We start from the raw sequence: 25681 nt of genomic DNA on the forward strand, positions 1-25681 counted from the left end.
AAGGCGGTCGCCGCTCAGCGACCACGCAGGAACCAGCGGTCGATCTCCGCCAGCGAGAAACGGGCCCAGGTAGGACGCCCGTGGTTGCACTGGCCCGAGCGCTCGGTGTGCTCCATATCGCGCAACAGCGCGTTCATTTCAGGCACCGTCAGGCGCCGGTTGGCGCGCACCGCGCCATGGCAGGCCATGGTGGACAGCAGTTCGTCACGGGCGGTGGCCACGCGGCGGCTCTGCCCATGCTCGCGCAGGTCGGCCAGCACATCGCGCAGCAGGGCTTCCGGCTCGGCCTGGGCCAGCAGCGCGGGAATGCTGCGCACATGCAGGGCGCCCGGACCCGCGCGGGTGATCTCGAAGCCCAGCTGGGCCAGCGTGTCGGCCTCGCGCTCGGCGGTATCCGCATCGCGCTCGCCGACCGCCAGCGTGAACGGCACCAGCAGTGGCTGCGACTGCAGGCCGATGCCATCGTGGGCATTCTTCAGGCGCTCGTAGCCGATGCGTTCGTGGGCCGCGTGCATGTCCACCACGATCAGGCCTTCGGCGTTCTCGGCCAGGATGTAGATGCCATGCAGCTGGGCGACGGCGTAACCGAGCGGCGGCACGCCGGCATCGGCATCGGTCACGGGCAGGCCCTGACCCGGCGTCTGCGCGGTGCCGCCCGCGGCGCTACTGCCCTGGGGCGTGGCGTACAGCGCTGCATACGCAGAAGGGGCATCGGCCACCTGCAGGCCGAGGGGTGACTGCTGCGGGCGCCTGCTGGCCTGCCCGCCCATGCCGGCCCCAGGCCACACGCCCGGCGACTGGGCCAGGTCATAACGCGCCGCCTCCCTGCCAGGGGCCGCGTAGGGCGCGCCCGGATCGATGGCCGCGATGTCGCCGGCCGCCACGCCCGCACGCGTGCCCGCCAACGCATCCTTCAGGGTGCGGTAGACGAAATCGTGGACCAGGCGCGAATCACGGAAACGTACTTCGTGCTTGGCCGGGTGCACGTTGACATCGACGCGGGTCGGGTCGAGTTCGAGGAACAGCACATAGGCGGGCTGACGGCCGTGGAACAGCACATCGCCGTAGGCCATCTTCACGGCATGCGCCACGCTGCGGTCACGCACCGAACGGCCGTTGACATACAGGTACTGCTGGTCGGTGCTGGCGCGCGAGTAATGCGGCTGCGCGATCCAGCCATGCAGCCGCAGGCCGGCACCGCTGTGGTCCACGCGCAGGGCCTGCGCGGTGAAGTCTTCGCCCAGCGTTTCACCGATGCGTGCATCCGAGTACAGATCGCCGGGCTTGTAGCGGCGCGAGGCCTTGCCATTGTGCGAGACACGCAGCTCCACGTCGGGCCGCGCGAGGGCCAGCGAGCGCAACCATTCTTCGATATGACCCAGTTCGGTGCGTTCGGCACGCAGGAACTTGCGCCGCGCCGGCACGTTGTAGAACAGTTCGCGCACCTCGACCGTGGTGCCTGGCGCATGCGCGCGCGGTGCCACCTCGCCGACCTTGCCGCCCTCGATCTGCAACGCCGCGCCGTGCGCGTCCACCGCGCGACGCGAGGCGAGCGTGAACCGGCTGACCGAGGCGATGGACGGCAGCGCTTCGCCACGGAAGCCGAGCGTTGCCACGGCTTCCAGGTCATCCAGGCTGGCGATCTTGCTGGTGGCATGGCGACTGACCGCCAGCGGCAGCTGTTCCGGCGCGATGCCGCTGCCGTTGTCGCGGATGCGGATCAGGCGGACACCGCCCTCCTCCAGGTCGATGTCCACCCGGGTCGCCCCGGCGTCGATCGCGTTCTCCACCAACTCCTTGACCACCGAGGCGGGCCGCTCCACCACTTCCCCGGCGGCGATCTGGTTGATCAGGATGTCCGGCAGCGGACGGATCTCCGCACTCACGCCCACGCCCCGCAGTCAGCGGCTGTGGCAGGGCGGTAGGCGGGCGCGCGAAACGGGGAGCGGAGTACGACAGTCATGGCAGGGATGATAGCCGGACCCCACGTGCGCGGCACCTCTGGTGACGCAGTGACCAGCGGGGCTCCGGCGCGGCCGAGCGTTTTACTTGCTGCCACCGGCGACGGTGGCCCCGGCATCCATCTCGGCCTGCGCGCGCGCGGCGAACAGCGTGCCCGGCGGCGGCTGGCGGGTGAAGAAGGTATTGACCCCGTCCAGCACCGCACCGGCGATCTTGCGCTGGTAAGCCGGATCCAGCAGGCGGCGCTCCTCGTCCGGGTTGGAGATGAAGGCGGTTTCCACCAGCATCGCCGGCATGTCCGAGGTGCGCAGCACCGCGAAATTGGCGCGCTCGATGTTGGGCTTGTGGTTGTTGCCGATGTCCTTGAGTCCGCCCAGCACATGTCCGGCAGCGTCCTCGGACGCCTTCATGTAGCCGCTCTGGGCCAGATCCAGCAGCACATTGGCGAGCGTGCCCTCGGTACGCTGCAGGCTCACGCCGCCGATGAGATCGGCCGCGTTCTCCTTGTCCGCCAACCAGCGGGCACGCTGCGAGGAGGCGCCCTTGGTGGACAGCACATAGACCGACGAACCCCGGGCGTTGCGGTTCTCGGCCGCATCGGCATGGATGGAGATGAAGATGTCCGCCTTGGCGGCGCGTGCCTTCTGCGCGCGCATCGGCAGGGGAATGAAGACGTCGGTGTCGCGGGTCAGGAACGCCCTCAGCCCGGGGGTCGCATTGACCTGCCGCGCCAGCTCACGGGCCACGGCGAGGGTGATGTCCTTCTCGCGTTTCCCCGTGGGCCCGATGGCGCCGGGGTCCTGGCCACCGTGGCCGGGATCGATCGCCACTACGAGGTGCCGCATGCCCGGCTGCATGCGCACGCGCGAGGGATCGCTCGGCAGCGCGGGGCGTGGCGATACCGGCGGCGGTGGCGGCGGCGGCGTGCTGGCAAGAGGAGCGCCGGTGGCGGTGGTCGTGGTGGTGGCACCGGTCGCCGGCGGCGGCGGGCCGGCGCGGCCAGCCAGGATCGCGGCGGGCGATGCCGTGGCGTCATCCGTCGCGGCAGCGGTGCCGGCGGCGGCCACGTTGCCGGACACTGCCACCGGCGTGGGTGCCGGACTGGCGGGAGCGGCGGCCGTGACACTGGCCTGCTGCTGCACCTGCGCGGTCAGCAGCGCTGTGGCACGTGCCGCATCCTGGCGCGCCACGGCAGCAGGCGGCGGCATGGCCGACGGCGTCGACGCGGCCGCTGCACCGGACGAGGCAGTCGGCACGGTCGCGACCGCTCGCGCCGGCGCTGCCGCACCATCGCCGGGCCATTCAATGACCAGGCGTGATTCGTTGCCACGCTGCTGCATGTTCGGACGGAACGGCGCCACCGATTCGGCGAGGTCGAAAACCACGCGGAAGGTGCCCGGCACCGGCTGGCCCGTGCGCACTGCCGTGACCACGCCCTGCGGGTTGGGCAGCTTGAGCGTGCGGATGGCGCTGGAATCGGGGAAATCGATCACCAGACGGTTGGGGCCGTGCAGCGTAAGCGTCTTGTAACCGCCACTGCCCACGAGGGCGATTTCCGCGCGCGTACCCGTGGCGCCCGTGGCAAGCGCCACTTCGCGGATCTCTCCCGCCCACGCAGTGACGCTCGCGACGGCGAGGCCGAGAGCGGCAAGGAGGGCGGCGGGGCGCAGGCTGGATCGCATGGCTCAGGATTCAATCACCGCGCTGAACGAAATGCAAACCTTTTCCCTTAATAATCCGTAACTTTGATGGCATTCTTACTGCCGATCAACAGAAAAACCACGCAACTGCTCCGCAGCGGCAGCACGCTTCACCCAGCCTTCACCCTCATCGCTTACCGGAATGAGACGGGCCTTGCGCCCCTGGCCGTGGATCGCGAGTTCGAGCACGAGGTCGGTCGGCGGCAACGCGCCCTCGCCCCGTTCGGGCCACTCGACCAGCCAGAGGGTCGCCGCGTCGTCGTCCAGCCCGAGGAAATCGAGTTCGGCCGCACCGCCGATCCGGTAAAGGTCCAGGTGCCATGCTTCGCCGCCGTCGCCCAGCGGATACCGTTCCACCAGCGTATAGGTGGGGCTGCGGATCGCGCCGGTCACGCCCAGTGCCCGCAGCAGCGCACGCGCGGTGGTGGACTTGCCCGCGCCCAGGTCGCCCTGCAGCGCCATCAGCGCACGCGGCGGCCGGGTGTCCGCCAGGGCCTCGCCCAGTAGATCGGTGGAGGCGGGATCGGGAAGGTAGAACTCACGCATGGGGCAGGTCCGGATTGCAGAGCCGGCGCAGCGGCGCCAGCAGGTCAGTGGGAAGCAGGCCGCGCGCGCCGTCCGCCGCCGCTGCATCGCCGGCCAGGCCGTGCAGCAGCGCACCGCCGGCGGCCGCTTCGAAGGCAGGCAGGCCCTGCGCGCGAAGCGCGGCGATGACGCCGGTGAGCAGGTCGCCCATGCCACCGACGGCCATGCCGGGATTGCCCGCGCCGATTACCGCCGGCGGCCGCCCGGGGGCAGCCACGATCGTGCCCGCGCCCTTGAGCACCACCACCGCCGCGAAGCGCGCCGCCAGTGCGGCGGCGGCGGCGAAGCGGTCCTGCTGGACCGCGCGCGTGGTGCAGTCCAGCAACCGCGCGGCCTCGCCGGGGTGCGGGGTCAGGACGGCATCGTGGAGCGGGCACGGTTCGGCCGCGAGAAGGTTCAGGGCATCGGCATCCACCACTAGGGGTGTGCCGCTGTCGCGCGCCTGCCGCCAGAGCCCCTTCGCCCAATCGTCCTGGCCCAGGCCCGGGCCGATGGCCAGCACGCTGGCCCGACGCAGCAGCGGCGCTGGCACCGGGCCATCCTCCACGCCATGGCACATCGCCTCGGGAAGCCGCGCGATCGCAGCGCTGACGTGTGCATTGCGGGTCACCAGGCTGGTCAAGCCGGCACCGGCCCGCAGGGCCGCGTGTGCCGCCAGCAGCAGCGCCCCGCCACTGCCGTGGTTGCCGCCGACGCAAAGCACATGGCCGGAGGTGCCCTTGTGCGCGTTGAGCGGCCGCGGCGGCAGCAATGCACCCAGACGCTCGCACCGCCACCACTGCGCCGCTGGCGCGATATCGCCCCACGCAGCGGCATGCAGTGCAAGCGGCGCCAGCTGCAGGGCGCCTGCATGGGCCAGGCCGTCGCCGGTATAAAGACCGCGATGGGCAACGATGAACTGCAAGGTCCGCGCGGCCTGTACGGCCGTGCCCGGCAGCGCGCCACGGTCCGCGTCGATGCCGCTGGGCACATCCAGCGCCAGCACCGGCGCGGGATGCGCATTGAGCGCCTTCGCTGCAGCCTCCGCAGGGCCGGTCAATGCGCCGCGCAGCCCAAGGCCGGCCAGGGCGTCCACCAGCAGATCGGCTGCGGGCAACGAGCCGTCGAACACCGTCGCGCATCCGCCCGCTGCCGCGAAACCGGCCGCCGCGCGGGCGGCCAGCGCGGTACCGGGTCCATCGCCGGGCAGCGTTACGACCTGCACCTGACGGCCGGCCTGCAGGGCCAGCGTGGCCAGCACCCAGCCATCGCCGCCGTTGTTGCCGTTGCCCACCACCACGCACAGCTGCCGCGCCTGCGGCCAATGCTGCAGCGCGCACTGCCAGGCACTGCCGCCGGCAGCGGCCATCAGGCTCCAGCCGCCGTCTGCCTGCAGCGCGCACGCGCGTGCGTCGAGTGAACGTGCGGCAGCGGAATCGAACAGGTTGGGAAGCGCGTGCATGGGGGGATTCTATACTTGGCCGACATGAGTGCCCCGCCCTCCCCCCTTCCGATCGATCCCACCGCCGCCGTGCAGCGCATCCGGGAGCTTGCGCGCGCGCACGGATTCCAGCGCTGTGGCGTGGCCGGCATCGATCTTTCCGAGGACGAAGCCCACCTGGCCGACTGGCTGGGCCAGGGGCTGTACGGCACGATGGACTGGATGGCACGGCATGGCACGCTGCGCGCCCGCCCGGCCGAGCTGCTGCCGGGCACGGTGCGGGTGATCTCCCTCGGCATGGATTACAGCCAGCGGGACGATACCGAGGCCTGGGCCACCCTGGCCGATCCCGGCCGCGCCTACGTGGCGCGCTATGCCCTTGGCCGCGACTACCACAAGCTCATGCGCAACCGGCTGCAGAAGCTCGCCACGCAGATCAGCACGGAAGTCGCGCCGATGGGGTACCGCGTGTTCGTCGACTCCGCGCCCGTGCTCGAACGCGCGCTGGGCCGCAATGCGGGCCTGGGCTGGATCGGCAAGCACACCTGCCTGATCGATCGCCGTGGCGGCTCGTGGTTCTTCCTCGGGGAGATCTACATCGACATCCCGCTGCCGATCGACACCCCGGCCACTGCGCACTGTGGCACGTGCACGCGCTGCATCGACGTGTGCCCCACCCAGGCCATCACCGCCCCGCAGCGGCTGGACGCGCGCCGCTGCATCTCTTACCTGACCATCGAGCATGAAGGCGCCATTCCCGAGCCGATGCGGCCACTGATCGGCAATCGCATCTACGGCTGCGATGACTGTCAGCTGATCTGCCCCTGGAACAAGTTCGCCCAGCGCACCGACGAGGCCGATTTCCGCGCCCGCAACAACCTCGACACCGCACGGCTGGACACGCTCTTCGCCTGGGACGCGGATGAATTCCTGCAGCGCACCGAAGGCAGCCCGATCCGCCGCAGCGGCCATGAGCGCTGGCTGCGCAACATCGCCGTGGCGCTGGGCAATGCGCCCGGCTCGCCGGACGTGCTCGCCGCGCTGCACCGCCGCGCCGAGGATCCTTCGCCGGTGGTGCGCGAACATGTGCAGTGGGCATTGGCGCAGCACCGGGGATGATCGCATCGCGTGGGCATGCGACCATGGTGTTCGCCTTTCCACCGTCTCACCGTGACCATGCAGCAGCGCACAGTCGATGTCCTCACCCCCAGCCAGCTCAACACCCTGGCACGCGATCTGCTGGAAGGCAGCTTTCCGGCGATCTGGGTGGAAGCCGAGCTGGGCAGCGTCTCGCGCCCTGCGTCTGGCCACATGTACTTCACCTTGAAGGATGCGCGCGCGCAGCTGCGTGCGGCGATGTTCAGGATGAAGGCCTCGGGGCTGCGCTTCGTCCCGCGTGAGGGCATGCGCGTGCTGGTGCGTGGGCGCGTCACGCTGTACGACGCGCGTGGCGAGTACCAGATGGTGCTCGACCATATGGAGGAAGCCGGCGAAGGCGCCCTGCGACGCGCCTTCGAAGAACTCAAGGCGCGCCTGGAAGCGGAGGGTGTGTTCGCTGCCGGGCGCAAGCGCGAGCTGCCCACGCACGTGCGACGCCTGGCGGTGGTGACCTCGCCCACCGGCGCCGCCGTGCGCGATGTGCTGAGCGTGCTGGCGCGCCGCTTCCCGTTGCTGGAAGTGGACCTGCTGCCCACCCTGGTGCAGGGCGATTCGGCCGCCGCGCAGATCACGCGGCTGCTGCAGGCCGCCGATGCAAGCGGACGCTACGACGTGATCCTGCTCACGCGCGGCGGTGGCTCGCTGGAAGACCTCTGGGCCTTCAACGATGAAGCCCTTGCCCGTGCCATCGCGGCCAGCACCACGCCGGTGGTGTCGGCGGTGGGCCACGAAACGGATTTCAGCCTCAGCGATTTCGCAGCCGACCTGCGCGCGCCAACGCCATCGGTCGCCGCCGAACTGCTGGTACCTGACCAGCAGGACCTGGCGCGCCGGCTACGGCGCGATGCGGCACGCCTGCAGCAGCTGCACCGGCACGCCCTGACCCAGGCGATGCAGCGCGCGGACCGCCTGATGCTGCGACTCACCGCCTGCAGCCCACAGGCACGCCTGGACCTGCTGCAGCGGCGCCATGCCGAGCTGGGGCGGCGCCTGCACGGCACCTGGACCCAGCAGCTGCAGCACCAGTCCGCGCGTCTGCGGCATGCGGCCGCGGTACTGCGTGGATGCCACCCGCAGCGAGGCCTCGACGCCCTGCGCCAGCGCCTGCTGACGCTGCGTGGCCGTCCTGAGGCCGTGATGACGCGCCGCCTGCAGCAGGAGGCGCTGCGTCTGCGTGGACTGGCGCGCTCTATGGAAGCGGTAAGCCCGTTGGCCACGGTGGCACGCGGTTATAGCATCCTGACCCGTGCTGACGACGACCAGCTGGTGCGTCGTACGAGCCAGGTGCAGCCGGGTGACGCCGTGCAGGCGCGCGTGGGTGACGGTGTGGTCGCGCTGACGGTCACTGGAACGCGCCGGGAATGAGCGGCGGGTCGGCGAACGGCTGAGCCCCCTCGTGGTGGCGCGGGCTTTCTGAGTTTCTGTGGTTTGGCTGGGCGGATGGAGGCGGCGGGGGGCGGCAAGAGCTGCGTCCATGCGGGCCTCGCGTCGCGCCATCCATGGCGCGACACGCCCCCGCCGCCTCCACCCGCCCAGCCCCCCGACACGCTCCGTGCGCCGCCACGGAAGAAAAAAAATAAAAAGCAAAAGCAAAAGCAAAAGCAAAAGCATCGGCAGCCTGTAGGCCTGCTTTTGCTTTTGCTTTTGCTTTTTATTTTTTTCCCGTGGTGGATGCAGACCTGTCACAGGGCTGGGCGGTGGGGTTGGGTGGGGGCGTTGAGCGCCATGGATGGCGCGAAGCGAGGCCCGCAGGAGCGGCTTTTGCCGTCCCCCGCCCAACCCCACCGCCCAGCCCAATCCCAGTAACCCAGCCCCAGCGCCACCACGGAGGGGCCCAGCCGTCCCCAGCGCCACCACGGAGGGGCCCAGCCGTTCGCCGGTCCCCCCGCCTCAGCCCGCCGTGCGCGCCTGCTCGCAGAAACGCTCCCGGTACTGCATCGCCTTCGGCATCAATCCCTGCAGATTCTGGATGCGCGTACCCGGATTGGGATGCGTGGATGAAAACTCCGGCTGCGACCGGCCACCGCTGGCCTGCTCCATGCGTTCCCACAACGGCACCGCCTCGCGTGGATCGAAGCACGCCGCCGCCGCGAGCATCAGCCCGACCTCATCCGCCTGTGTCTCATGGCTGCGTGCATACGGCAGCAGGTAGCCGTAGCCCATCGCCGCCATCACCATCTGCTGCTGCTGCGGGTCCATGCCACTGGCCGCGCCGGCCATCTGGCCGATCTGCGTCAGCTTCTGCTGCGCCATCCGCTGCGCACCATGGCGCAGCAGCGCGTGGGCGATTTCGTGGCCCATCACCACCGCCATCGCATCGCGGGTTTTCGCTACCGGCGCCAGTCCGGTATAGACGGCCATCTTGCCGCCGGGCAGGCAGAACGCGTTGGCCTGGTCGGACTCGATCACGTTGACGTCCCACTCGAACCCGCGCGAAAAATGGGTTGCCTGCAGCTTGTGTTCCTCGGCCAGCGCGGTCTCCACCACGTCCACCTTCGCGATCAGGCGTTGGGCGATATCGCGCACGTCGCGTGACATCGGAGCATCAGCGGGAAGCGGTTTTTCCTCCGCCAGGATCTGCTGGTAAGCCTGCAGGCCAAGTGCCTTTTCCTGCTCCGCATCCAGCGAGGCGTCGATCAACACCTTGTCGCCGGTGTAGGGATCCACGCTGCGGTTGGAAAACCAGTAATACGCACCGTACAGGGCGAAGACGAGCAGCACCCACAGGCGCAGGCCGCCGCCGCGGCGGCCCTGGCGGGGAGAACGGGTATCGGAATCGTTGCGCATCGGGGCTGCTTCCTGGCCAGAATCCGCCGTGGCGCGGCGGTCGCGGCGGCATCCTAGCCCACTTTCCGTGCGCAGGGCGTGTGGTCAGATCCCGCGCACCAGCCGGAAACCGATCCGCGCGCTGGTGGTGTCCGAATCCTGCGACTGGCGCCAGGCCGCGCGTGACTGCTGCGGGGCGTTGGCCCAGTTTCCGCCACGGATGACGCGCGCGCGGCAGCCCGGATTGAACCACGCCGCGCCATCGGACGGCGCCCGCCGGTAGCTGGAATGCCAGCAATCGGCCACCCATTCGCTGAGGTTGCCGTCCATGTCATGGAGCCCCCACGCATTGGCCGCGAACGTGCTGACCGGCGCAGCGCCCCAGTAGCCATCGCCGTAGCCGATGAAGGCGTTGGCCCAGTGCCGCCCGGATGGCGAACGGTCGAGGCTGCCGGTGAAATTGCCGGCGCCCTTGGGCGGCACACCGTCGTTGCCCCATGAATAGCGTCCAGAACCGCCGGCGCGCAGCGCGTACTCGAACTCCGCTTCGCTGGGCAGCCGGTAGGCACGCCCGGTCTGCTCGGACAGCCATGCCGCATAGGCCTCGGCATCGCGCACGCTGACATGCATCACCGGATCATTGGCGAAGGCCCGGTTGCCGTCATAGCCCGAGCGCCAGTCCACCCCGCTGCGCCGGATGAAGTTGCCGCTGCGTTCGTCATAGACGATTGAATGGCCACGCCGGGTAGCGCGGGGGCGCGCATTGGCGGACTTCACGAACCGCGCGAAGTCGGCCACGGTGACCTCGGTGACCGCCATCGCAAAGCCACGCTCGAAGCGCACGTAATGCGATGGCCGCTCCGCATCACTGGCACCGGGTTCGCTGTCCCCTGCGCCCATCTGGAAACCCCCATGCGGCACCACCCGCATCGCCGGGCCGCGCCCGCCCTCGCGCAGTGGATCGCTGAAGGTCTGTCCCGGCGCGAAGTTGCCGTAGTAGGTGGCCAGATCGATCCGCTCGCGCAGCAGGGCCACGTCGGCGTCGCCGGGCAGTGCGATCCGCATCGCCTCGGCCAGCTTCTCGCGCGCCGGCTTGAGGCCCTGCGGCGTGGTCAGGTGCCTGAGGCCATCGTCGCGCAGTTTCTCCAGCGTGGTACGCCGGATCGCTTCCACGCGCTCGAAGGCATCAGCCATCATCGGCGAGGCATCGCGGACCTTGCTTGCCTCGGCCAGGGCAGCGCCCGCGCCAGCGAAATCCGCCGCGCACGCCGCCTCCTCGGCCCGCCGGATCAGCGCACTCTCCGCCGCTGCCAGTCCTTGCCGGGCCCGGGCATTGTCCTTGTCCAGCGCAAGGGCCTCGCGGAACGCCGGGATGGCGCCATCCCCGTCGTCGCCGATGCGCCCGGCCCGCAGGTCCTCCTCCCCGGCCCGGTTGAAGGCCACCACGCGCTGGGCGGTCTCCACGCGCCCCTGCAGCGCCCGGACCTGCGCGTCATCGGGCGCAAGGGTGAGCAGCACCAGCGCGATGCCAGCGGCCTCCGTGAGCGCCTGCCGCTGCTGCTGCGGTCGCTGCAACAGCGCGTCGGCCTGTTGCATCAGCGCCCTGCGCGCACGCTGCAGGCCCTCGCGCGCGCTACGATCATCCCGATCCAGTTGCAGCAGTCCCAGCCACAGCGGAATGGCATCTTCGGCGCTGGCGAACAGGCGACCCTGCGCGTAGGCCGTCTCGGCCGCGCGACGCGCCCGGGTACGTTGCTGCGGATCGATGACGGCAGTGGGCGGGGTCCAGCGCTGCACCGTTTCCGCCGCGTCCTGCCCGCCGATGGTCACCGTGCCCGGGCCCTGCGCAGCGGCCGGCGCCGCAGGCGGTGTGCGTCCGGCCGCCGCCGAGGCAGCCCCGGCCGACGGCGGCGCAGCGCCATCGCAGCCGGAAAGAGCCAGCAGTCCCAGTGCGGACAGCAGATACAGGCACGGCAGACGCAAGACAGACCTCCTTCAACCCGGTGCGGGCCGACGTTAGGCTATTCTCCCCTGCCTGAGCAAACCCGAGTAGTCCAACCCGACGTGGCCATCTGGATCAACACCCCCGAAGAACTGCACGCTCGCCATCAGCAGCGTCCCACCCGCATCGGCCTGGACACGGAGTTCATCCGCGAGCGCACCTTCTGGCCCCAGCTGGCACTGGTGCAGATGGCGGTGGGCGATGAAATCCTGCTGATCGATCCGCTCGCGCCCGGCATGCCGCAGGCGCTCGCGCCGTGGCTGACCGACACCACGATCACCAAGGTCATGCACAGTGCCAGCGAAGACCTGGTTGCGTTCAAGCATACCTGCGGCGCCATGCCACAGCCCCTGTTCGATACCCAGATCGGCGCTTCACTGGCCGGCATCGGCGGTGGCATGGGCTACCAGAAGCTGGTGCAGGAGATCACCGGCGTGGCGCTGGCCAAGGGCGAAACCCGTTCGGACTGGATGCGCCGGCCGCTCTCCGAGGCGCAGCTGCAGTACGCCGCCGATGACGTGGAGCACCTGTTCGCCCTGCACGATGCCATCAGTGCGCGCCTGGAGGCACAGGGGCGCCGGCAGTGGCTGGAGGACGATGCGCAGCGGCTGATCGCGGCGGTAGCCAACGATGAGGAGCGCTGGCCCCACCTGTCCATGCGCGCCTCGCAGTTCCTGGACGCGGCTTCGCAGCGCCGCCTGCTGCGGCTGCTGCGCTGGCGTGACCAGCAGGCGCGTGCCAGCGACCGTCCGCGCAGCTGGATCCTGGACAACGAGCTGGCGGCCACGCTGGCGCGCGTGCCACCGGCCGACGAAGCCGCCCTCGGCGTGCTGTTCGAGCAGTTCCCGAAGGCCCCGCGCAAGCTCACCGCGGCGGTCTGGGAGGCCCTGATGACGCCGCTGGCGGACGAAGACCAGGCGCCGCAGGCCCTGCAGGCCACCGATGCCAACAAGCAGGCGCTGAAGAAGATGCAGGACGCGGTGGCCAGACGGGCGGCCGAGCTGGAATTGCCGGACGGCGTGCTGGCCTCGCGCAAGCACCTGGAAAGCTACCTCGGCACACGTGAGTGGCCGGCGGCACTCGCGGGCTGGCGCCAGGCCGAACTCGAATCACGGCTGTATTCCCTGCTGCCCTGACGGCACGACGCAGGTGCCGGCTCTGGCCGACACCTGCGTCCGGGGCGTTCACCAGTTGACGTTCAACGACACACCCACGGTGCGCGGCTCGTTGTACACCGCCGCCATGTAGTTCTCGATCACGCCCTTGAGGTTCTTCTCATTGGTGATGTTGCGCGCGAACAGCGCCACTTCCCACGCACCGTAGTCCGCGGAATAGCCGACCTTCAGGCCGCCCTCGAAGTCGCCTCTGGAATTGAATTCGGCCGAATCGTAGAGCACGAAGCTGGTGTAACCCTGCTTGTTCCAGTCCGTGGAGACGAACATCGTGTCCGCATCGCTGACCGGGACGTCGTAGCGCGCAGCGATGTTGAACGCATACTTCGGGGCATTGGGCAGCGGATTGCCGTTGATCTGCGCGAAGGTGTTGGCCCCCACGCGGAGGGTCGGATCATTGACCGTACACACCACCGCGCCGTTCAGCGCACATACCTGCGCATACACTCGGTCATCCTGTACTTCGCTGTGCAGCAGGCTCACGCCGGCACTGAGGGTCAGGTTCGGGATGGGCCGCAGTTCCATGTCCGCCTCCAGCCCGTAGGCCTTGGCCTTGTCGGCGTTGAACAGCACGCCATTGCCATCCGAATCATTACCGTTGAGCTGGATGTCGTTGACCGTATACGTGAACGCCGTGGCGTTCAGGCGCAGGCGGTCATCCCACAGCGTGCTTTTCACACCGGCTTCCCAGCTCAGGATCGTCTCCGAATCAGCGGTGGTGAAGTCCGAGTTGAACACCGCCGAACGCCCCTGGATGGTCGGCCCGCGGAAGCCCCGCGCGACCTTCGCGTACACGCCTACCTGCTTGCTGATCCGGTACATCGCGCTGAGGTCCCAGCTCGGCGTGGTGTCACTCATCTCCACGTCGGTGCGGCCACGGTAGGTCACCACGCCTGCGGCGGTGTTGGCGGTCTTGAGCAGGCGCGTGCGCTTCTCGTCACGGGTCTGGCGCAGGCCGGCGGTCAGGGTCAGCCTGTCGGTGGCCGCGTAGGTCAGCTGCCCGAAACCGGCGAAGGAGGTGTTGGTATTGCGCAGCCGTACCCAGTTGTTCGGATTGCGCGCTGCGCCCTGCAGGAACCACGCGCGCTGGTAGAAATCAGTGGTATCACGGCCGTCGAAATAGAACGCACCGACCTGCCACTTCAGCCGGTCATCGCCCGCGCTGGCCAGACGCACTTCCTGCGTCCACTGGTCGAGGTCACGCACCTGCCCCATCGACTGGCCATACCCGTTGGCCACGCCGTTGACCGGGAAATCCGCAGCGGCTCCGCCATCGGTGTCGCCGCGGCTGTAGCCGGAGGTGGTCTCGTAGGCGGTGATGGAGGTCAGCTCGGTGGCACCGAAATCATAGGTCGCCTTGACCGAGCCGCCGTAGGTCTTGTACGCCTGCGGGTTGTTGGCGGCTTCATCGTAGGCCACGCGGTCACGCGCAGCGGTGGGCTGGTTGGAGCCCTTCTGCAGGCCGCCGCGCAGGAACAGCGTGGACGTGCCGTCATAGTCGCGGGCATGCGCCGAGGCCAGCACCGAGAACGCCTCGGTCGGCGTCAGCAGCAGCTGCGCACGGACGTTGCGGTCGTCGAAGCCCCCCATCGCATCGCGTTGCGGACTCACCGTGCCGTCGGCACTCGGGCCCCGGTAGGTGTTGTCCACGTAGTCATCGCGGTGCTGGTAGAGCGCGGAGATGCGGAACGCGGCGACATCGTTGATCGGGCCACCGAAGCCGCCGTCCACGGCCACGCTGTTGTGGCTGCCGTAGCTGGCGTTGACCCGACCGCTGTAGTCCTGGCTGGGCTTGATGCTGTCGAACTTCACGATGCCGGCCGTGGTGTTGCGGCCGAACAGCGTGCCCTGCGGACCACGCAGCACTTCGATCTGATCGACATCGAACACCGGGTTGGACTTCAGGACCACGTGCTCCAGGACCACCTCGTCCTGGATGATCGACACCGGCTGGGAGGCGCCGAGGTAGAAATCGATGTTGCCCAGGCCACGGATATAGAAGCGCGGGAAGATGCGCCCGGTGGTGGTTTCGGCATAGAAGCTGGGCACCTTGCCGGACAGCGCCAGCAGCGTGTCGTCGCCGCCTGCGGTGTAGTCACGGAGCGTTTCCCCCTGTACCACGCCCACCGACACCGGCACCTCCTGCAGGTTCTGCTCGCGGCGCTCGGCCGTGACGGTGATCGTGTCCAGCGCCGTGGCGCTGGGGGCGGTGGCCTGCTGGGCCACGGCGGGGGTGGCCACCGCCAGGCCCAGGGCAGCGCAGGCCAGCGCCAGCGGGTGACGGCGGAGAACGGAATGGGGTGCGTACATGTACGTAGGGACTCGGGAGCATCCGTGCGGCCTGCGCGAGCCGGGCGGAAAAAGGAACAAAGCGCGCAGCGTGCACGGTAGGGCGACTGCATTGCAGTTTCTTTGCAGCCGCCTGGAGATCAGACCGCTGCCGCCGCCCCGGTGCGCGCCAGCCGGAAGCGTGAGGCCGCCTGGCGCAACCGTCCGGCCTGCTCGGTCATCGCGCGCGCCGAGGCCGACGCTTCCTCCACCAGGGCGGCATTCTGCTGGGTCACGCTGTCCATCTGCACGATGCTCTGGTTGACCTGTTCGATGCCCGCCGCCTGCTCGCGCGAGGACGCGGCGATTTCCGCGATCACCTGGCTCAGCTCGTCCACCGCGCCGACCACCTCGCGCAGGGTCTGGCCGGCCTGCGCGGCCTGTCCGGTCCCCGCGTCGACCTTGGACAGCGAATCCTCGATCAACGTCTTGATCTCCTTGGCGGCCTGCGCGGAACGTTGCGCCAGCGACCGCACTTCGCTGGCCACCACCGCGAAACCACGGCCTTCTTCACCGGCGCGCGCGGCTTCGACGGCCGCATTGAGCGCAAGGATGTTGGTCTGGAACGCGATGCCATCGATGACCGCGGTGATGTCGCCGATGCGCCGCGACGCGACCTGGATCTGGCCCATCGTCCGTTCCACCTGCTGCACGGCATTGCCCCCGTCCACTGCCACGCTGCTGGCCTGCTGCGCAAGGCGATCGGCACGCTCGGCATGGCCGGCGTTCTGCCGCACGACGGAGGTCATTTCCTCCATCGAAGCGGCCGACTCTTCCAGGCTGGCGGCCTGCTGCTCGGTCCGCCGCGAAAGGTCTTCGCTCGATGCGGCGATCTCGCCCGCCGCCGAGGCCACGCCATCGGCCGATGCCTGGATGCCCGCGATGATGCCGCCCAGCTGGGCCACGGTTTCATTGGCATCATCACGCATGCCGGCGAAGACACCACGGAAATCCCCTTCCATGCGGTGGCGCAGGTCGCCCCGGGAGAGGTTGCCGAGCAGGTCCGAGAGCCGTGACAGGTTGTGGTCGAAGGTGGTCATCAACGTGTTGAGCCCTTCGATCATGCGGCGGAAATCGTGGTCGAAGGCCATGGCATCGCCGCGCACGCTGAAGTCCCCATTGGCCGCCGCCGTGACCAGTCGCCGGATCTCGCCATTGATCCCGTGCAGGCGATCACGCACGCCGTTCACGGCCGTGCTGATGCGCGCCTTCTCACCTGGCAGCGCCTCCATCGAGCGCGACAGGTCGCCCTCGGCGTACGCCTGCACCAGCTCGACCATGTCGAACTTGGTGCGGATGTGGGCGTCCACCAGCGCATTGCTGCCCTCCACCATGCGGCGGAACGCACCGTCGAAACGCGTGGCGTCCATGCGATGGCTGATGGTGCCGCCGGCATGCAGCCGTGCCATGGCGTCCTGCTCTACGGTGATCTCCCGCAACTTGTGCTGCATCTGCTGCAGGCTGGTGAACAGCCGGCCGACCTCGTCCTGGCGACGTACCGGAACATCACGGTCCAGGCGTCCCGCCGCCACGTCACGGGCCACCTGCTCGGCCTGCAGCAGCGGCCGGGTCAGCAGGCGCCGCATCACCAGCGTGGTGACCGCCACCACCGCCAGCAGCGCCAGCACCGAAATCAGCGCGATCTTCAGCAGCAGCGTGCGCAGCACATCCTGCAGCACTGACTGCGGCTCCAGCCCGAGCACCATCCAGCGCCACGGTGCATGCCCCTGGGCCGAGACGAAATAGGTGCGCGGCACGCCGTTTCCATCGCGCAGGGTCAGCGTGCCCTGCTGCCGCTGCCCCTGCAGCAGGGACGCCAGCACGGCCTGCTGGTCGGCCGGGATGCGCTCCAGCAGCGTGCTGCCTTCGCCGGATTCGGCGGCCACGACCTTGCCGTAATTGGCGCCCGGACGCACGTCGAGGGCCATGAAATAGCCTTCGTGGCCGAGGGTGGCGGCGCGCACGCTGGCCTTCAGCGCGGCCAGCCCGGTGCCCTGCTCCTGGCCCACGAATGCGATCCCGACCACCGCGCCCGAAGCATCCTTCAGCGCCTTGTAGTAGGTCATGTAATCGGCACCGAACAGGTGTGCCGGCCCGCTGAAGTCCTCGCCCGCGCTCACGCGCGCAAGGGCCGGATTGGCGGGATCCAGCGCCGTCCCCAGCACGCGCTCGCCAGCGGCATCGCGCAGCGAGGTGGCAATGCGCACGAAGTCGTCCCCATCGCGCACGAAGACCGTGGCCACCCCGCCGGTCGCTTTGGCGAAGGCGTCTACTGCCGCGTTGTCCAGCGCCAGCGTGGTGGCGCCCAGGCGCAGGGCGGGCAGCGTCCGCTCGCCTACCGTGACCGGGGCCGAAGCATCCAGCGAGGGCTCGCCCTGCGGCAGCGAGGCCACGAACAGTTCGGCCATATCGCGGGTGCTGTCAGTGAGGCTGCGGTCATAGAGCGCCACCGAATCGCGCATCAGGGCGGTCGCCGTGGCCAGCCCTGCCTCTACGCGTGCCTGGTAACTGGCAGCCGTCTGGCGATAGATGAGCAGGGCCAGGAGAAGGAACGCCACGGCGGTGACCAGTGCGATCAGTACCGCGAGGCGTCGGGAGATGGACCAGGAGGAAGCGGTGGCGGCAGGCGTCGTCATCGGAGGCTCTGGGAAGTGGAAGGGTGCGTTGCGTCACAAATTTATCGGCACCGATCTTGTCCTCTTTACCCCGGCCTGATGGCGGACGCTTCCCTGCAGCCGGCACGCAACTCCTTGTTCTTCAAGTGGTCTGCGGCGAAGACTGATCACAAAGCGGAACGTCGATTCAGCATGAACCCATCTGGAGGCTGCACGACCCCGCCGATCCGCCGCACCCCGGAGCGTGCAGCGGACTGCGCGCCGCATTCGACGACGGGCTCCTGCGCCCAGCCCCGCGTTCTCCGGGCTGGCCACGTCGGGCGCTCCCTGTCCAAGGCGATGACCTCCGCCAGGACCCCGCACGTAGATCGCCATTGACCACGTGTGACGTATTCACATCAGACGCCCGTTTGTCGTCGCGCATCGGTCAGTCAAGCAGCGCAGGATAATGCGACATATTGTTTTACTAAAAACCACTCATGACGCTTTGAACATTACGTCGTGATATTAACCTCCGATAATGTGACTGACAGCCCACTTTTAGTTCAATTGCAGCACTAAGGTCTCATTCCCTGCATTGATGAAGTCACATTTTGATGCGCTCTCAAGACGCTTTACGCACTGAACCCGCCAACAGCGCGACAATGGCCGCCGCTTCGGTCTCGGCTGCAGGAACGTCGAATCGAATCGAGTCCGTGCTGACCGTCCACCATTGGAATGAGAGCCTTTTCAGCTTCACCACGACGCGGTCGCCTTCTTTTCGATTTGAAAGTGGTCAGTTTGTAATGCTCGGGTTGCCGTCCCCGGCACAGACACCGCGGCGGGCCTACAGCGTTGCCAGTGCGAGCTACGAAGACCATCTGGAATTCCTGAGCATCAAAGTGCCGGACGGCGCGCTCACCACCGCGTTGCAATGCCTGCAGCCCGGGGATCCGGTGGTGGTTGGCAACAAGCCGACCGGAACGCTGGTGCTTTCCGACCTGCGCCCGGGCCGCGTGCTCTACCTGCTCGCCACCGGGACCGGGCTGGCCCCGTTTCTCAGCCTGGTCCGTGCGCCGGAAACCTATGACGCTTTCGAGAAAATCGTCCTGGTACATGGCACCCGCACCCTGAGCGACCTCGCCTACCGGGATTATCTGCAGACGGTATTGCCGCAGCACGAGTATCTCGGCGAAGCGGTGCGCCGGAAACTCGACTATTACCCCACCATCACCCGCGAACCTTTCATCCACCAGGGACGCATCACCGATCTGATCGCCAGTGGCAGGCTCACCGACGACCTGGGCCTGCCTGCGTTGTCGCCCGCCACCGACCGGCTGATGCTGTGCGGCAGCCCCCACATGCTGGCAGATACCCGGGCGCTGCTGGATGCCCGCGGCTTCTGTATTTCCCCGGGTCGCGGCGTTGCAGGCGATTACGTGGTCGAACGCGCCTTCGCCGACGCCTGATGCCGGTTCCAACCGGCGTGGCGCCCCCCGTGCTCTCATCGCAGGACATAAACCTCATGCCTATTTCCGCAACACAGTCCCCACGCCGGGTCGCCATCACCGGTTACGGCGCGATGTGCGCCCTCGGCGCTACGGCCGATGAAATCTGGGAAAACATCATGGCCTATCGCGTGGGCTACAAGCGCTACACGCTGGCCGACCCGAGCATCACCGCACGCTACTTCGGCTTCATCGACGCGTTCGGTCGTGAGCAGATGCGGCGGTTTCCGAAGAAGACCTCGAAAATGCTGCCGCTCTTCGCCAAATACTGTCTGGTCGCAAGCGACGAAGCGCTGCGCATGGCCTTTGGCGAGGCGAACCTTGACGAGATCGCCTCGCCGTTCGAGCGCGGGGTGATCCTGGGCACCGGCTGGGGCGGCCTGGATACCGCCAACGCCAACAACAACGATTATCAGCAGACCGGGGTCGCGACGTCCTTCGCCACGGTCATGTCCATGTGCAACGCCGCTACCGCCGGCGTGACCATGAACTGGAATTTCCGTGGCGTGCAGAACAGTCCGGTGGCCGCATGCGCGACCGGCACCGTCGCCATCGGCGAGGCCTACGAGACGATCCGCAGCGGACGCGCCAGGATCATGCTGGCCGGCGGCAGCGAATCGCTGAAGGAACAGTTCAACGTCTGGTCGGTGGATGTCATGCAGGCGCTCAGCAAGGAGCAGGACGATATCCGGCGCGCCTGCTGTCCCTTCAGCCTGGATCGCAGCGGGTTCGTGCTGTCCGAAGGCGCGGCGGTGCTGTGCCTGGAGGACTACGAACTGGCACGCGAGCGCGGCGCGCGCATTCTTGGCGAGATCACCGGGTATGCCAATTATTCCGATGCCTACGACATGACCGCCCCGGCCGAAGACCTCCAGGCCCGTGTGCACGTGATCCGACGCGTATGCGAGCAGGCGGGCATCGCGGCCGAGGACATCGACTACGTGAACCTGCACGGCACCTCCACCCCGCTCAACGACGTCAATGAAACCAATGCGGTGAAGGAGGCGCTGGGACAGGCCGCCTATGGCATTCCCATGTCCAGCACCAAGTCCTATACCGGCCATCTGATCGGTGCGGCCGGCTCCCTGGAGGCGGTGCTGTGCCTGAAGGCCATCGAACACCAGACCATCCCCGCGACGATCCACCTGGACCGTCCCGACCCGCAGTGCGACCTGAACTATGTGGCCAACACCCACCTGACCGGCCAGTCCATCAACCACGCGCTGAACCTCAGCTTCGGCTTTGGCGGCGCCAACGCGGGCGTGATGATCGCCCGGGCGGAGTAACGATGGACCTTCGTTTCGACAGCCAGGCCATCGAGGACTGGGCGCGCCTGTCAGGCGACCGCAATCCGATCCACTTCGATCGTGCGGCCGCCAGGCGCATGCACGCCGCCGACGTGGTGGTCCACGGCATGCTGGCGATGCTGCCGGTCAAGCAGGCGCTGGGGCGTGCAGCAGCGTCCGAACCCGGCCCGGAGAACGCGACCTGGATCCAGTTCAGATCGCTGTTGAAGGCACCGGTGCTGCGCGACCGCCCGGTGAACCTGGTCATGACCCACCGCGCCGATCGCATCGCGTTCAAGCTGCAGCCCGGCGCAACGCAGGCCGACAATTTCACCGGCAACGTGCGCCGCGTCGAGCGCCCGGCGTGGGATTCGGACGCGCGGCGGATCACCCTGCTGGTCAGCGAAACACAGGCCTGGCTGCGTCAGTTCTACGGCGGCCTGGGCCGGCAGCTGGATCCCTGGGTGGCGCTGGATGCCCTGGTCTTCGGTGACTTCGTGCGCTATCGCATCGGCGCCGTGTTCGACCAGCTGGGACCGGCACTGCGACTGGACGAACAGCTGGAGCACATCCAGGACCTGACCAGCCACCTGCTGGTGCAGACCACGCACCAGACCGTATTCGCCGATCACCTGTGCGTGGCCGGCGAACTTCCTCCCATCGTCGATTACCAGATCGACAACATCGACCTGATCGAACATGACGAAGAAGCGGTAGGCACGCTGGAGCTCGGCGTCTTCCTGCAGCAGCGCCACGTCATGACCATCACCCTGGGCCTGCTGATCAGAAAGCTGGCTCCCACACCTGAGAAACTTACCCATGAACACGCTTGAATCCGTTTTCGATGTCATCCGCGACCTGATCCTGGAACTGAAGGACGACGAGATCGGGCCCATCACCCTGGACAGCACGATCGAGTCGCTGGACCTGGACAGCCTGGACTTCGTCGAAATGCAGGTGGTCGCACGAAAGAAACTCAACGTGGTCATGGACCCGGCGGCCTTCGCCAGCCGCGACATCAGCACGCTCAGGGCGCTCTGCGAGTACATCCTCGAACTGGGCCGGGCCGCCGACACGCCCGCCTGAGCGCGGGTGCCACCCCCCGATCCCCCGACGCGCCACAAAAGGACTCCCATGCAGACCCAGCCCCTCCTCCCGCTGATGCCGTCCCGGCTCGAGAAAGTACGTCGGCTCAGCGAAGCCTCGCACCTGCAGACAATGGACCATGCCACGGTGCTGCCGTGGAACGAGCCGATCGACAAGGCACTGGCACCCAAGAACCTGGATCACCTCTGGATCGCCGGCACCCCCTTCGCCTCGGCGCTGGGCGAACGCGAGCGACTCGAACTGGCCTGGCTGGAAACGGCCCGTGACATCTCCATGTTCATCTGGCTGGAGCAGGCGATTCCGCCTCTCTACATGGGCTACATCACGCGTGACCACGCGCGGATCTCGCCGGACCTGCAGGAGTACCTGATGATCTTCTCCAAAGAGGAGATCGTCCACACGCTGACCTTCAAGCGGTTCATGGCAAAGGCCGGCCTGCCCCTGTTCCAGCCGCCGCAGGGACTGTACGTGCTGCTGACCGAGACGTTGCCCACGCTGCCGCCGCCGGTCGGCGTCCTGTTCACGCTGCTGATCGAATGGGTGGCGGAAATCGGGGCGATGCACACCAGCCAGGGGGCCGGCATCGAGCCGATGACCCGCACCCTGTTCCGCGAGCATCATCACGATGAAGCACGCCATATCGCCTTCGGCCGCTGGATCGCCGAGTCGTACTTCGAGGCGGCGCCCCCGCAGGAGGCCGACCAGGTGCGGGCGATGTGCCGGCAGATCTTTCCGCGCCTGATCGACATGTACACCTACAATCCCGAAATCGCGCTGCACACCTCGTTCGAATTTCCGATCCGTACCGATGATGCCGAGGCGATCGAGTCGGTGTGGCGTTCGGAGCACAACGCGCGGTTGAACACCGAGCGGTTCTCCGCGCTGTATGCGTGGATGGACACCTTGGGCCTGCGCTGATGACCACGCAACGCTGGGACGCCATCTTCGTCGGCGCCGGCATCACCAGCCTGGCGTGCGCGGCCCTGCTGGTGAAGCGCGACCCCGCGCTGCGCCTGCTCCTGCTCGACAAGCACATCGTACCGGGCGGATACGCCTCCACCTTCTCCCGGCCACGGGTGGAGGCGACCTTCGACTGCAGCCTGCACAAACTCAGCGGCATGGACGAGGAAGGCAATCTGCTGCGCATCCTGCGCGAGCTGGGGCTGGAGGACGCGCTGGGACTGATCAGGCCGGCAGATTACTTCCAGGCCTGCTGTGCAGGCCGGACGCTGGTACTGCCCAACGAGGGGGACGGCGTGCAGGCGCTGCTGACGGCGCGTTTTCCACACGAGGCCGCCGGCATCGCCACGTTCTTCGAGCATGTGCTCACCCACGGTCGCACAGGCTACCATCAGTTCCAGATCCAGGACGGCAGCTTCGAGCCGGACATGGCGCAACTGCGCTACGCCCACCGCCACCTCAAGTCCAGGACGGTCTACGAGGGGCTGCGTGCCCTGGTCGATGATCCCCTGTTGATCGAAGTGCTGGCTGCCCCGGGCATCTATGTCGGCGGCCATCCGGAAGATCTCGGCTATCTGTATTACCTGCACGTGGTGTACGCCACGCTGTGCCGCGGCAATGCCTACGTCACCGGCGCCTCGCAGCACCTGTCCAATCTGCTGGCACGACAGATCACCGATGCAGGCAGCCAGATCCTGCTCGGCACGGCGGTTGAACAGATCCTCACCGAAGGCGGCGGCCAGGTCACCGGGGTCCGCACCCGCCGCGGCACCTTCCATGCCGACCGGGTCTACGTCAACGCCTGCCCGCATTACTCCGTCGCCCGCCTGTTCGGTGACGAGGTGGCGCTGGACGCCACGCGCGCGAGGCTGGAGGCCCTCACGCCCGCCCGCTCCACCACGACGGTCTACCTGGTCACCGACGTGGCACCGGGAGAGCTGGGCCTGCCGCACACCGAATCGATGCTGTTCGCCGAGGACCCGGGCGCGGCGGCCGCCGCGCGCAGTGCGGCCCGTGCTCCGCATGCGCCCGAAGCGGCCAGCGAGCATGCGTTCTGGGCGTGCTCACCGATGGAGGTGACCAACTATCAAGCCCTCGATCCGGCGGGCGGCAACGTGCTCTGCCTGAACGTCCTGGACATGGCGGCCCACTGGCCGCAACGGCGCACGCCGGCCTATCGGGAAAAAAAGGCCCGTGCCGCCGCCGTGCTGGTCGAGCGCCTCCTGCAGCACGCGCCCGGCCTGCGCGGCCGCGTGCTGCACACCGAGGTCGCCACGCCGCACACCTATACCCGCTTCACCAACAACACCGACGGTTCGGGTTACGGGGCCATGGTCGGCACCCGCCTGACCGGCCACACCTTCCACCATGGCTTCCCCGTGCAGGGCGTGCACTTCCTCAGCGCCTGGGTGGCCGGTCCCAGCTACGAAGCCGCCTTCGGCTACGCCGAAATGAAAGCCGGGCAATGGGTGCGGCCAGACCCGGGCGCACGCCAGGCGCCGCGCACCCCGCTTTGATCCAGCGTCCAACCAGGAAATCCAGATGCAAGACATGACTTCAGCAGAGACCCGATGGGTGCTGGTCACCGGCGGCAGCCGGGGCATCGGCAGCGGCATGGTCAAGGCGCTTGCCGCCGAAGGCTACCGCGTCGTTTTCACCTACCATGCCTCCGAAGACACCGCCAGACACCTTGAAAACGAGGTGGCCGCGGCCGGCGGCACAGCGCATGGCGTGCGGTGCGACGGCCGCGATCCCGCCGTCGTCGAGCACACGTGCAGCCAGTTGATCGAACGCTTCGGCGAGCCCTACGGACTGATCAACAACATGGGCATCACCGGTGACCAGTTGCTGTTCACGCTCGATACCGACCGCTACCGCGATGTAGTGGCAACCAACCTGGATTCGGCGATCTTCTTCAGCCGCTGCATGGCGCCGGCCATGGCCCCGGCGCGCGCGGGCCGGATCATCCAGATGTCCTCGGTCACCGGCCTGAAGGGCAACAAGGGACAGGTCGGCTATGCGGCGACCAAGGCCGCGATGATCGGCATCACCCGCACCCTTGCCGTGGAACTGGCGCGCTTCAGGATCACCGTCAATGCGATCGCCCCCGGGTTCATCGCAACCGAGATGGTCGAACAGATCGATCCTGCGATACGCAAGTCGATCACCGCCTCCATTCCGCTCAAGCGCCTGGGCCAGGTGAGCGAAGTCGCAGCCCTGGCCAGCTTCCTGCTCTCGCCCAATGCCGGCTACCTGACCGGACAGACGTTCGTGATCGATGGAGGCCTGACCGCATGAGAAACCGTCCACGTCCAGGAGAGTGCCCATGACCCACGTCGTGACCGAAAACTGCATCCAGTGCCGGCACACCGACTGCGTGGACATCTGCCCTGTCGATGCCTTCCACATCGGACCCAACTTCATCGCCATCAATCCGCGCGAGTGCATCGACTGTGCCCTGTGCGTGCCGGAGTGCCCGGAAGAGGCGATCGTGCCGGATACCGCGCTGCACGCCGGCAACCAGCCGTTCCTCGCGCTCAATGCGGCGCTGGCGCAACGCTGGCCGGTGATCCTGGAGCGCCTCGCGCCCTTGCCGGGACACGCGGAATGGCACGGGCGCAGCGATCGCCTCGCGCTGCTCGATGACGGGCCGATGCAGGACTGAGGGCACGCAGATGATCCTGTTGCCTGGCGCAACCGCACTCGTGCTCGCCGCCACGTTGACCGCAGCCGCCGCGCTGCTGCACCTGGTGGTGATCCTGCAGGGTCCCCGCGGCTATCAGTGGGCGGGCGCCGGCGACCGAATCGTGGCGGCGGCACGGGCGGGGCATTGCTACCCTGCGGTGGCCACCACGCTGATCGCGCTGGTGCTCGCCGTGTGGTCCGCGTACGCACTGTCCGGGGCCGGGCTCATCGCCCCGCTACCCTTCCTGCGGCCGGTGCTGGTGACCATCACCGGCGTGTTCCTGCTGCGCGCTGTCATCGGGCCGTTCGTGCTGGCAGGCAACGGACGCAGCAAACGCTTCGCCTGGACCAGCTCGGCGGTCTGCCTGCTGTATGGCGGGGTGTTCCTGATCGGCGTCGTCGGCCGATGGGCGCAGCTTCCGGGCTGATGCGGCCAGGAAGCTGCGCA

General features: G+C 68.1%; 20 protein-coding genes. 12 read left to right on the forward strand and 8 right to left on the reverse strand.

Translation table 11 applies throughout. From position 1 onward, the window contains the following. Positions 1 to 14: 14 nt before the first annotated feature. The 4 genes from mutL to FHY09_RS04170 form a co-directional block, all read right to left on the reverse strand. Complete coding sequence (mutL, locus tag FHY09_RS04155) at positions 15 to 1886, reverse strand: DNA mismatch repair endonuclease MutL (protein ID WP_166924488.1); 1872 nt, start codon at positions 1884 to 1886, stop codon at positions 15 to 17. Between the two features lie 159 nt (positions 1887 to 2045). Next, positions 2046 to 3644: an N-acetylmuramoyl-L-alanine amidase gene (locus FHY09_RS04160; RefSeq protein WP_166924490.1), complete on the reverse strand. Its 1599-nt coding sequence runs from the start codon at positions 3642 to 3644 to the stop codon at positions 2046 to 2048. A 75-nt stretch (positions 3645 to 3719) separates the two neighbouring features. Continuing rightward, positions 3720 to 4208, reverse strand: coding sequence for a tRNA (adenosine(37)-N6)-threonylcarbamoyltransferase complex ATPase subunit type 1 TsaE (gene tsaE / locus FHY09_RS04165; protein WP_166924492.1), 489 nt, complete (start codon positions 4206 to 4208; stop codon positions 3720 to 3722). Further along, positions 4201 to 5688 carry an NAD(P)H-hydrate dehydratase gene (locus tag FHY09_RS04170; protein WP_166924494.1) on the reverse strand — a complete coding sequence of 496 codons (1488 nt, stop codon included), beginning with the start codon at positions 5686 to 5688 and terminating at the stop codon, positions 4201 to 4203. Before FHY09_RS04170 ends, tsaE begins: the two co-directional genes overlap by 8 nt. Positions 5689 to 5712: 24 nt before the next feature. On the opposite strand from FHY09_RS04170, the gene queG reads away from it, so the two are divergent. Then, positions 5713 to 6786, forward strand: a complete 1074-nt coding sequence (gene queG / locus FHY09_RS04175; protein ID WP_166924496.1) for a tRNA epoxyqueuosine(34) reductase QueG — start codon at positions 5713 to 5715, stop codon at positions 6784 to 6786. 57 nt (positions 6787 to 6843) lie between these two features. Continuing rightward, positions 6844 to 8190: an exodeoxyribonuclease VII large subunit gene (gene xseA / locus FHY09_RS04180; RefSeq protein WP_166924498.1), complete on the forward strand. Its 1347-nt coding sequence runs from the start codon at positions 6844 to 6846 to the stop codon at positions 8188 to 8190. 525 nt (positions 8191 to 8715) lie between these two features. Here the strand turns inward: xseA and FHY09_RS04185 are convergent. Both FHY09_RS04185 and FHY09_RS04190 read right to left on the reverse strand, forming a co-directional pair. Continuing rightward, the gene (locus FHY09_RS04185; RefSeq protein ID WP_166924500.1) at positions 8716 to 9612 is read right to left on the reverse strand and encodes a M48 family metallopeptidase; all 897 of its coding nucleotides are present in this window, start codon (positions 9610 to 9612) and stop codon (positions 8716 to 8718) included. An 84-nt stretch (positions 9613 to 9696) separates the two neighbouring features. After that, on the reverse strand, positions 9697 to 11574 hold the full coding sequence (locus FHY09_RS04190; protein ID WP_456362706.1) for an SUMF1/EgtB/PvdO family nonheme iron enzyme: 1878 nt from the start codon (positions 11572 to 11574) through the stop codon (positions 9697 to 9699). Positions 11575 to 11655: 81 nt separating this feature from the next. On the opposite strand from FHY09_RS04190, the gene rnd reads away from it, so the two are divergent. Continuing rightward, a complete protein-coding gene (gene rnd / locus FHY09_RS04195) occupies positions 11656 to 12729 on the forward strand; it encodes a ribonuclease D (protein WP_166924502.1) in 1074 nt (357 codons plus the stop codon). Between the two features lie 48 nt (positions 12730 to 12777). On the opposite strand, the gene FHY09_RS04200 is transcribed toward rnd, so the two are convergent. Next, entirely contained in the window at positions 12778 to 15075 is a 2298-nt protein-coding gene (locus tag FHY09_RS04200; RefSeq protein ID WP_166924504.1) for a TonB-dependent receptor domain-containing protein, read from the reverse strand. Between the two features lie 119 nt (positions 15076 to 15194). Next, on the reverse strand, positions 15195 to 17729 hold the full coding sequence (locus tag FHY09_RS04205) for a Cache 3/Cache 2 fusion domain-containing protein (RefSeq protein WP_166924505.1): 2535 nt from the start codon (positions 17727 to 17729) through the stop codon (positions 15195 to 15197). 623 nt (positions 17730 to 18352) lie between these two features. Here FHY09_RS04205 and FHY09_RS04210 point away from each other — a divergent pair. Genes FHY09_RS04210 through FHY09_RS04250 form a run of 9 tightly spaced genes read left to right on the forward strand, consistent with a single transcriptional unit; the run spans position 18353 to position 25661 of the window. After that, the gene (locus tag FHY09_RS04210; RefSeq protein ID WP_166924506.1) at positions 18353 to 19156 is read left to right on the forward strand and encodes a ferredoxin--NADP reductase; all 804 of its coding nucleotides are present in this window, start codon (positions 18353 to 18355) and stop codon (positions 19154 to 19156) included. 56 nt (positions 19157 to 19212) lie between these two features. Then, positions 19213 to 20481 (forward strand): beta-ketoacyl-[acyl-carrier-protein] synthase family protein, encoded by a 1269-nt coding sequence (locus FHY09_RS04215; RefSeq protein ID WP_166924507.1) that lies wholly within the window; start codon positions 19213 to 19215, stop codon positions 20479 to 20481. 2 nt (positions 20482 to 20483) lie between these two features. After that, positions 20484 to 21314, forward strand: a complete 831-nt coding sequence (locus tag FHY09_RS04220; protein WP_166924508.1) for a MaoC/PaaZ C-terminal domain-containing protein — start codon at positions 20484 to 20486, stop codon at positions 21312 to 21314. Next, positions 21301 to 21567, forward strand: a complete 267-nt coding sequence (locus FHY09_RS04225) for an acyl carrier protein (RefSeq protein ID WP_166924509.1) — start codon at positions 21301 to 21303, stop codon at positions 21565 to 21567. The genes FHY09_RS04220 and FHY09_RS04225 overlap by 14 nt, the downstream gene beginning before the upstream one ends. A 48-nt stretch (positions 21568 to 21615) precedes the next feature. Further along, on the forward strand, positions 21616 to 22506 hold the full coding sequence (locus FHY09_RS04230; protein ID WP_166924510.1) for a diiron oxygenase: 891 nt from the start codon (positions 21616 to 21618) through the stop codon (positions 22504 to 22506). Continuing rightward, on the forward strand, positions 22506 to 24065 hold the full coding sequence (locus FHY09_RS04235; protein ID WP_166924512.1) for a phytoene desaturase family protein: 1560 nt from the start codon (positions 22506 to 22508) through the stop codon (positions 24063 to 24065). Before FHY09_RS04230 ends, FHY09_RS04235 begins: the two co-directional genes overlap by 1 nt. A gap of 34 nt (positions 24066 to 24099) precedes the next feature. Continuing rightward, entirely contained in the window at positions 24100 to 24846 is a 747-nt protein-coding gene (locus FHY09_RS04240; protein WP_208407557.1) for an SDR family oxidoreductase, read from the forward strand. 28 nt (positions 24847 to 24874) lie between these two features. After that, the gene (gene fdxA, locus FHY09_RS04245) at positions 24875 to 25213 is read left to right on the forward strand and encodes a ferredoxin FdxA (RefSeq protein WP_166924516.1); all 339 of its coding nucleotides are present in this window, start codon (positions 24875 to 24877) and stop codon (positions 25211 to 25213) included. A gap of 10 nt (positions 25214 to 25223) precedes the next feature. After that, on the forward strand, positions 25224 to 25661 hold the full coding sequence (locus FHY09_RS04250; RefSeq protein WP_166924518.1) for a hypothetical protein: 438 nt from the start codon (positions 25224 to 25226) through the stop codon (positions 25659 to 25661). Positions 25662 to 25681: the final 20 nt, after the last annotated feature.

This window comes from Xanthomonas sp. 60 (genome assembly GCF_011761925.1).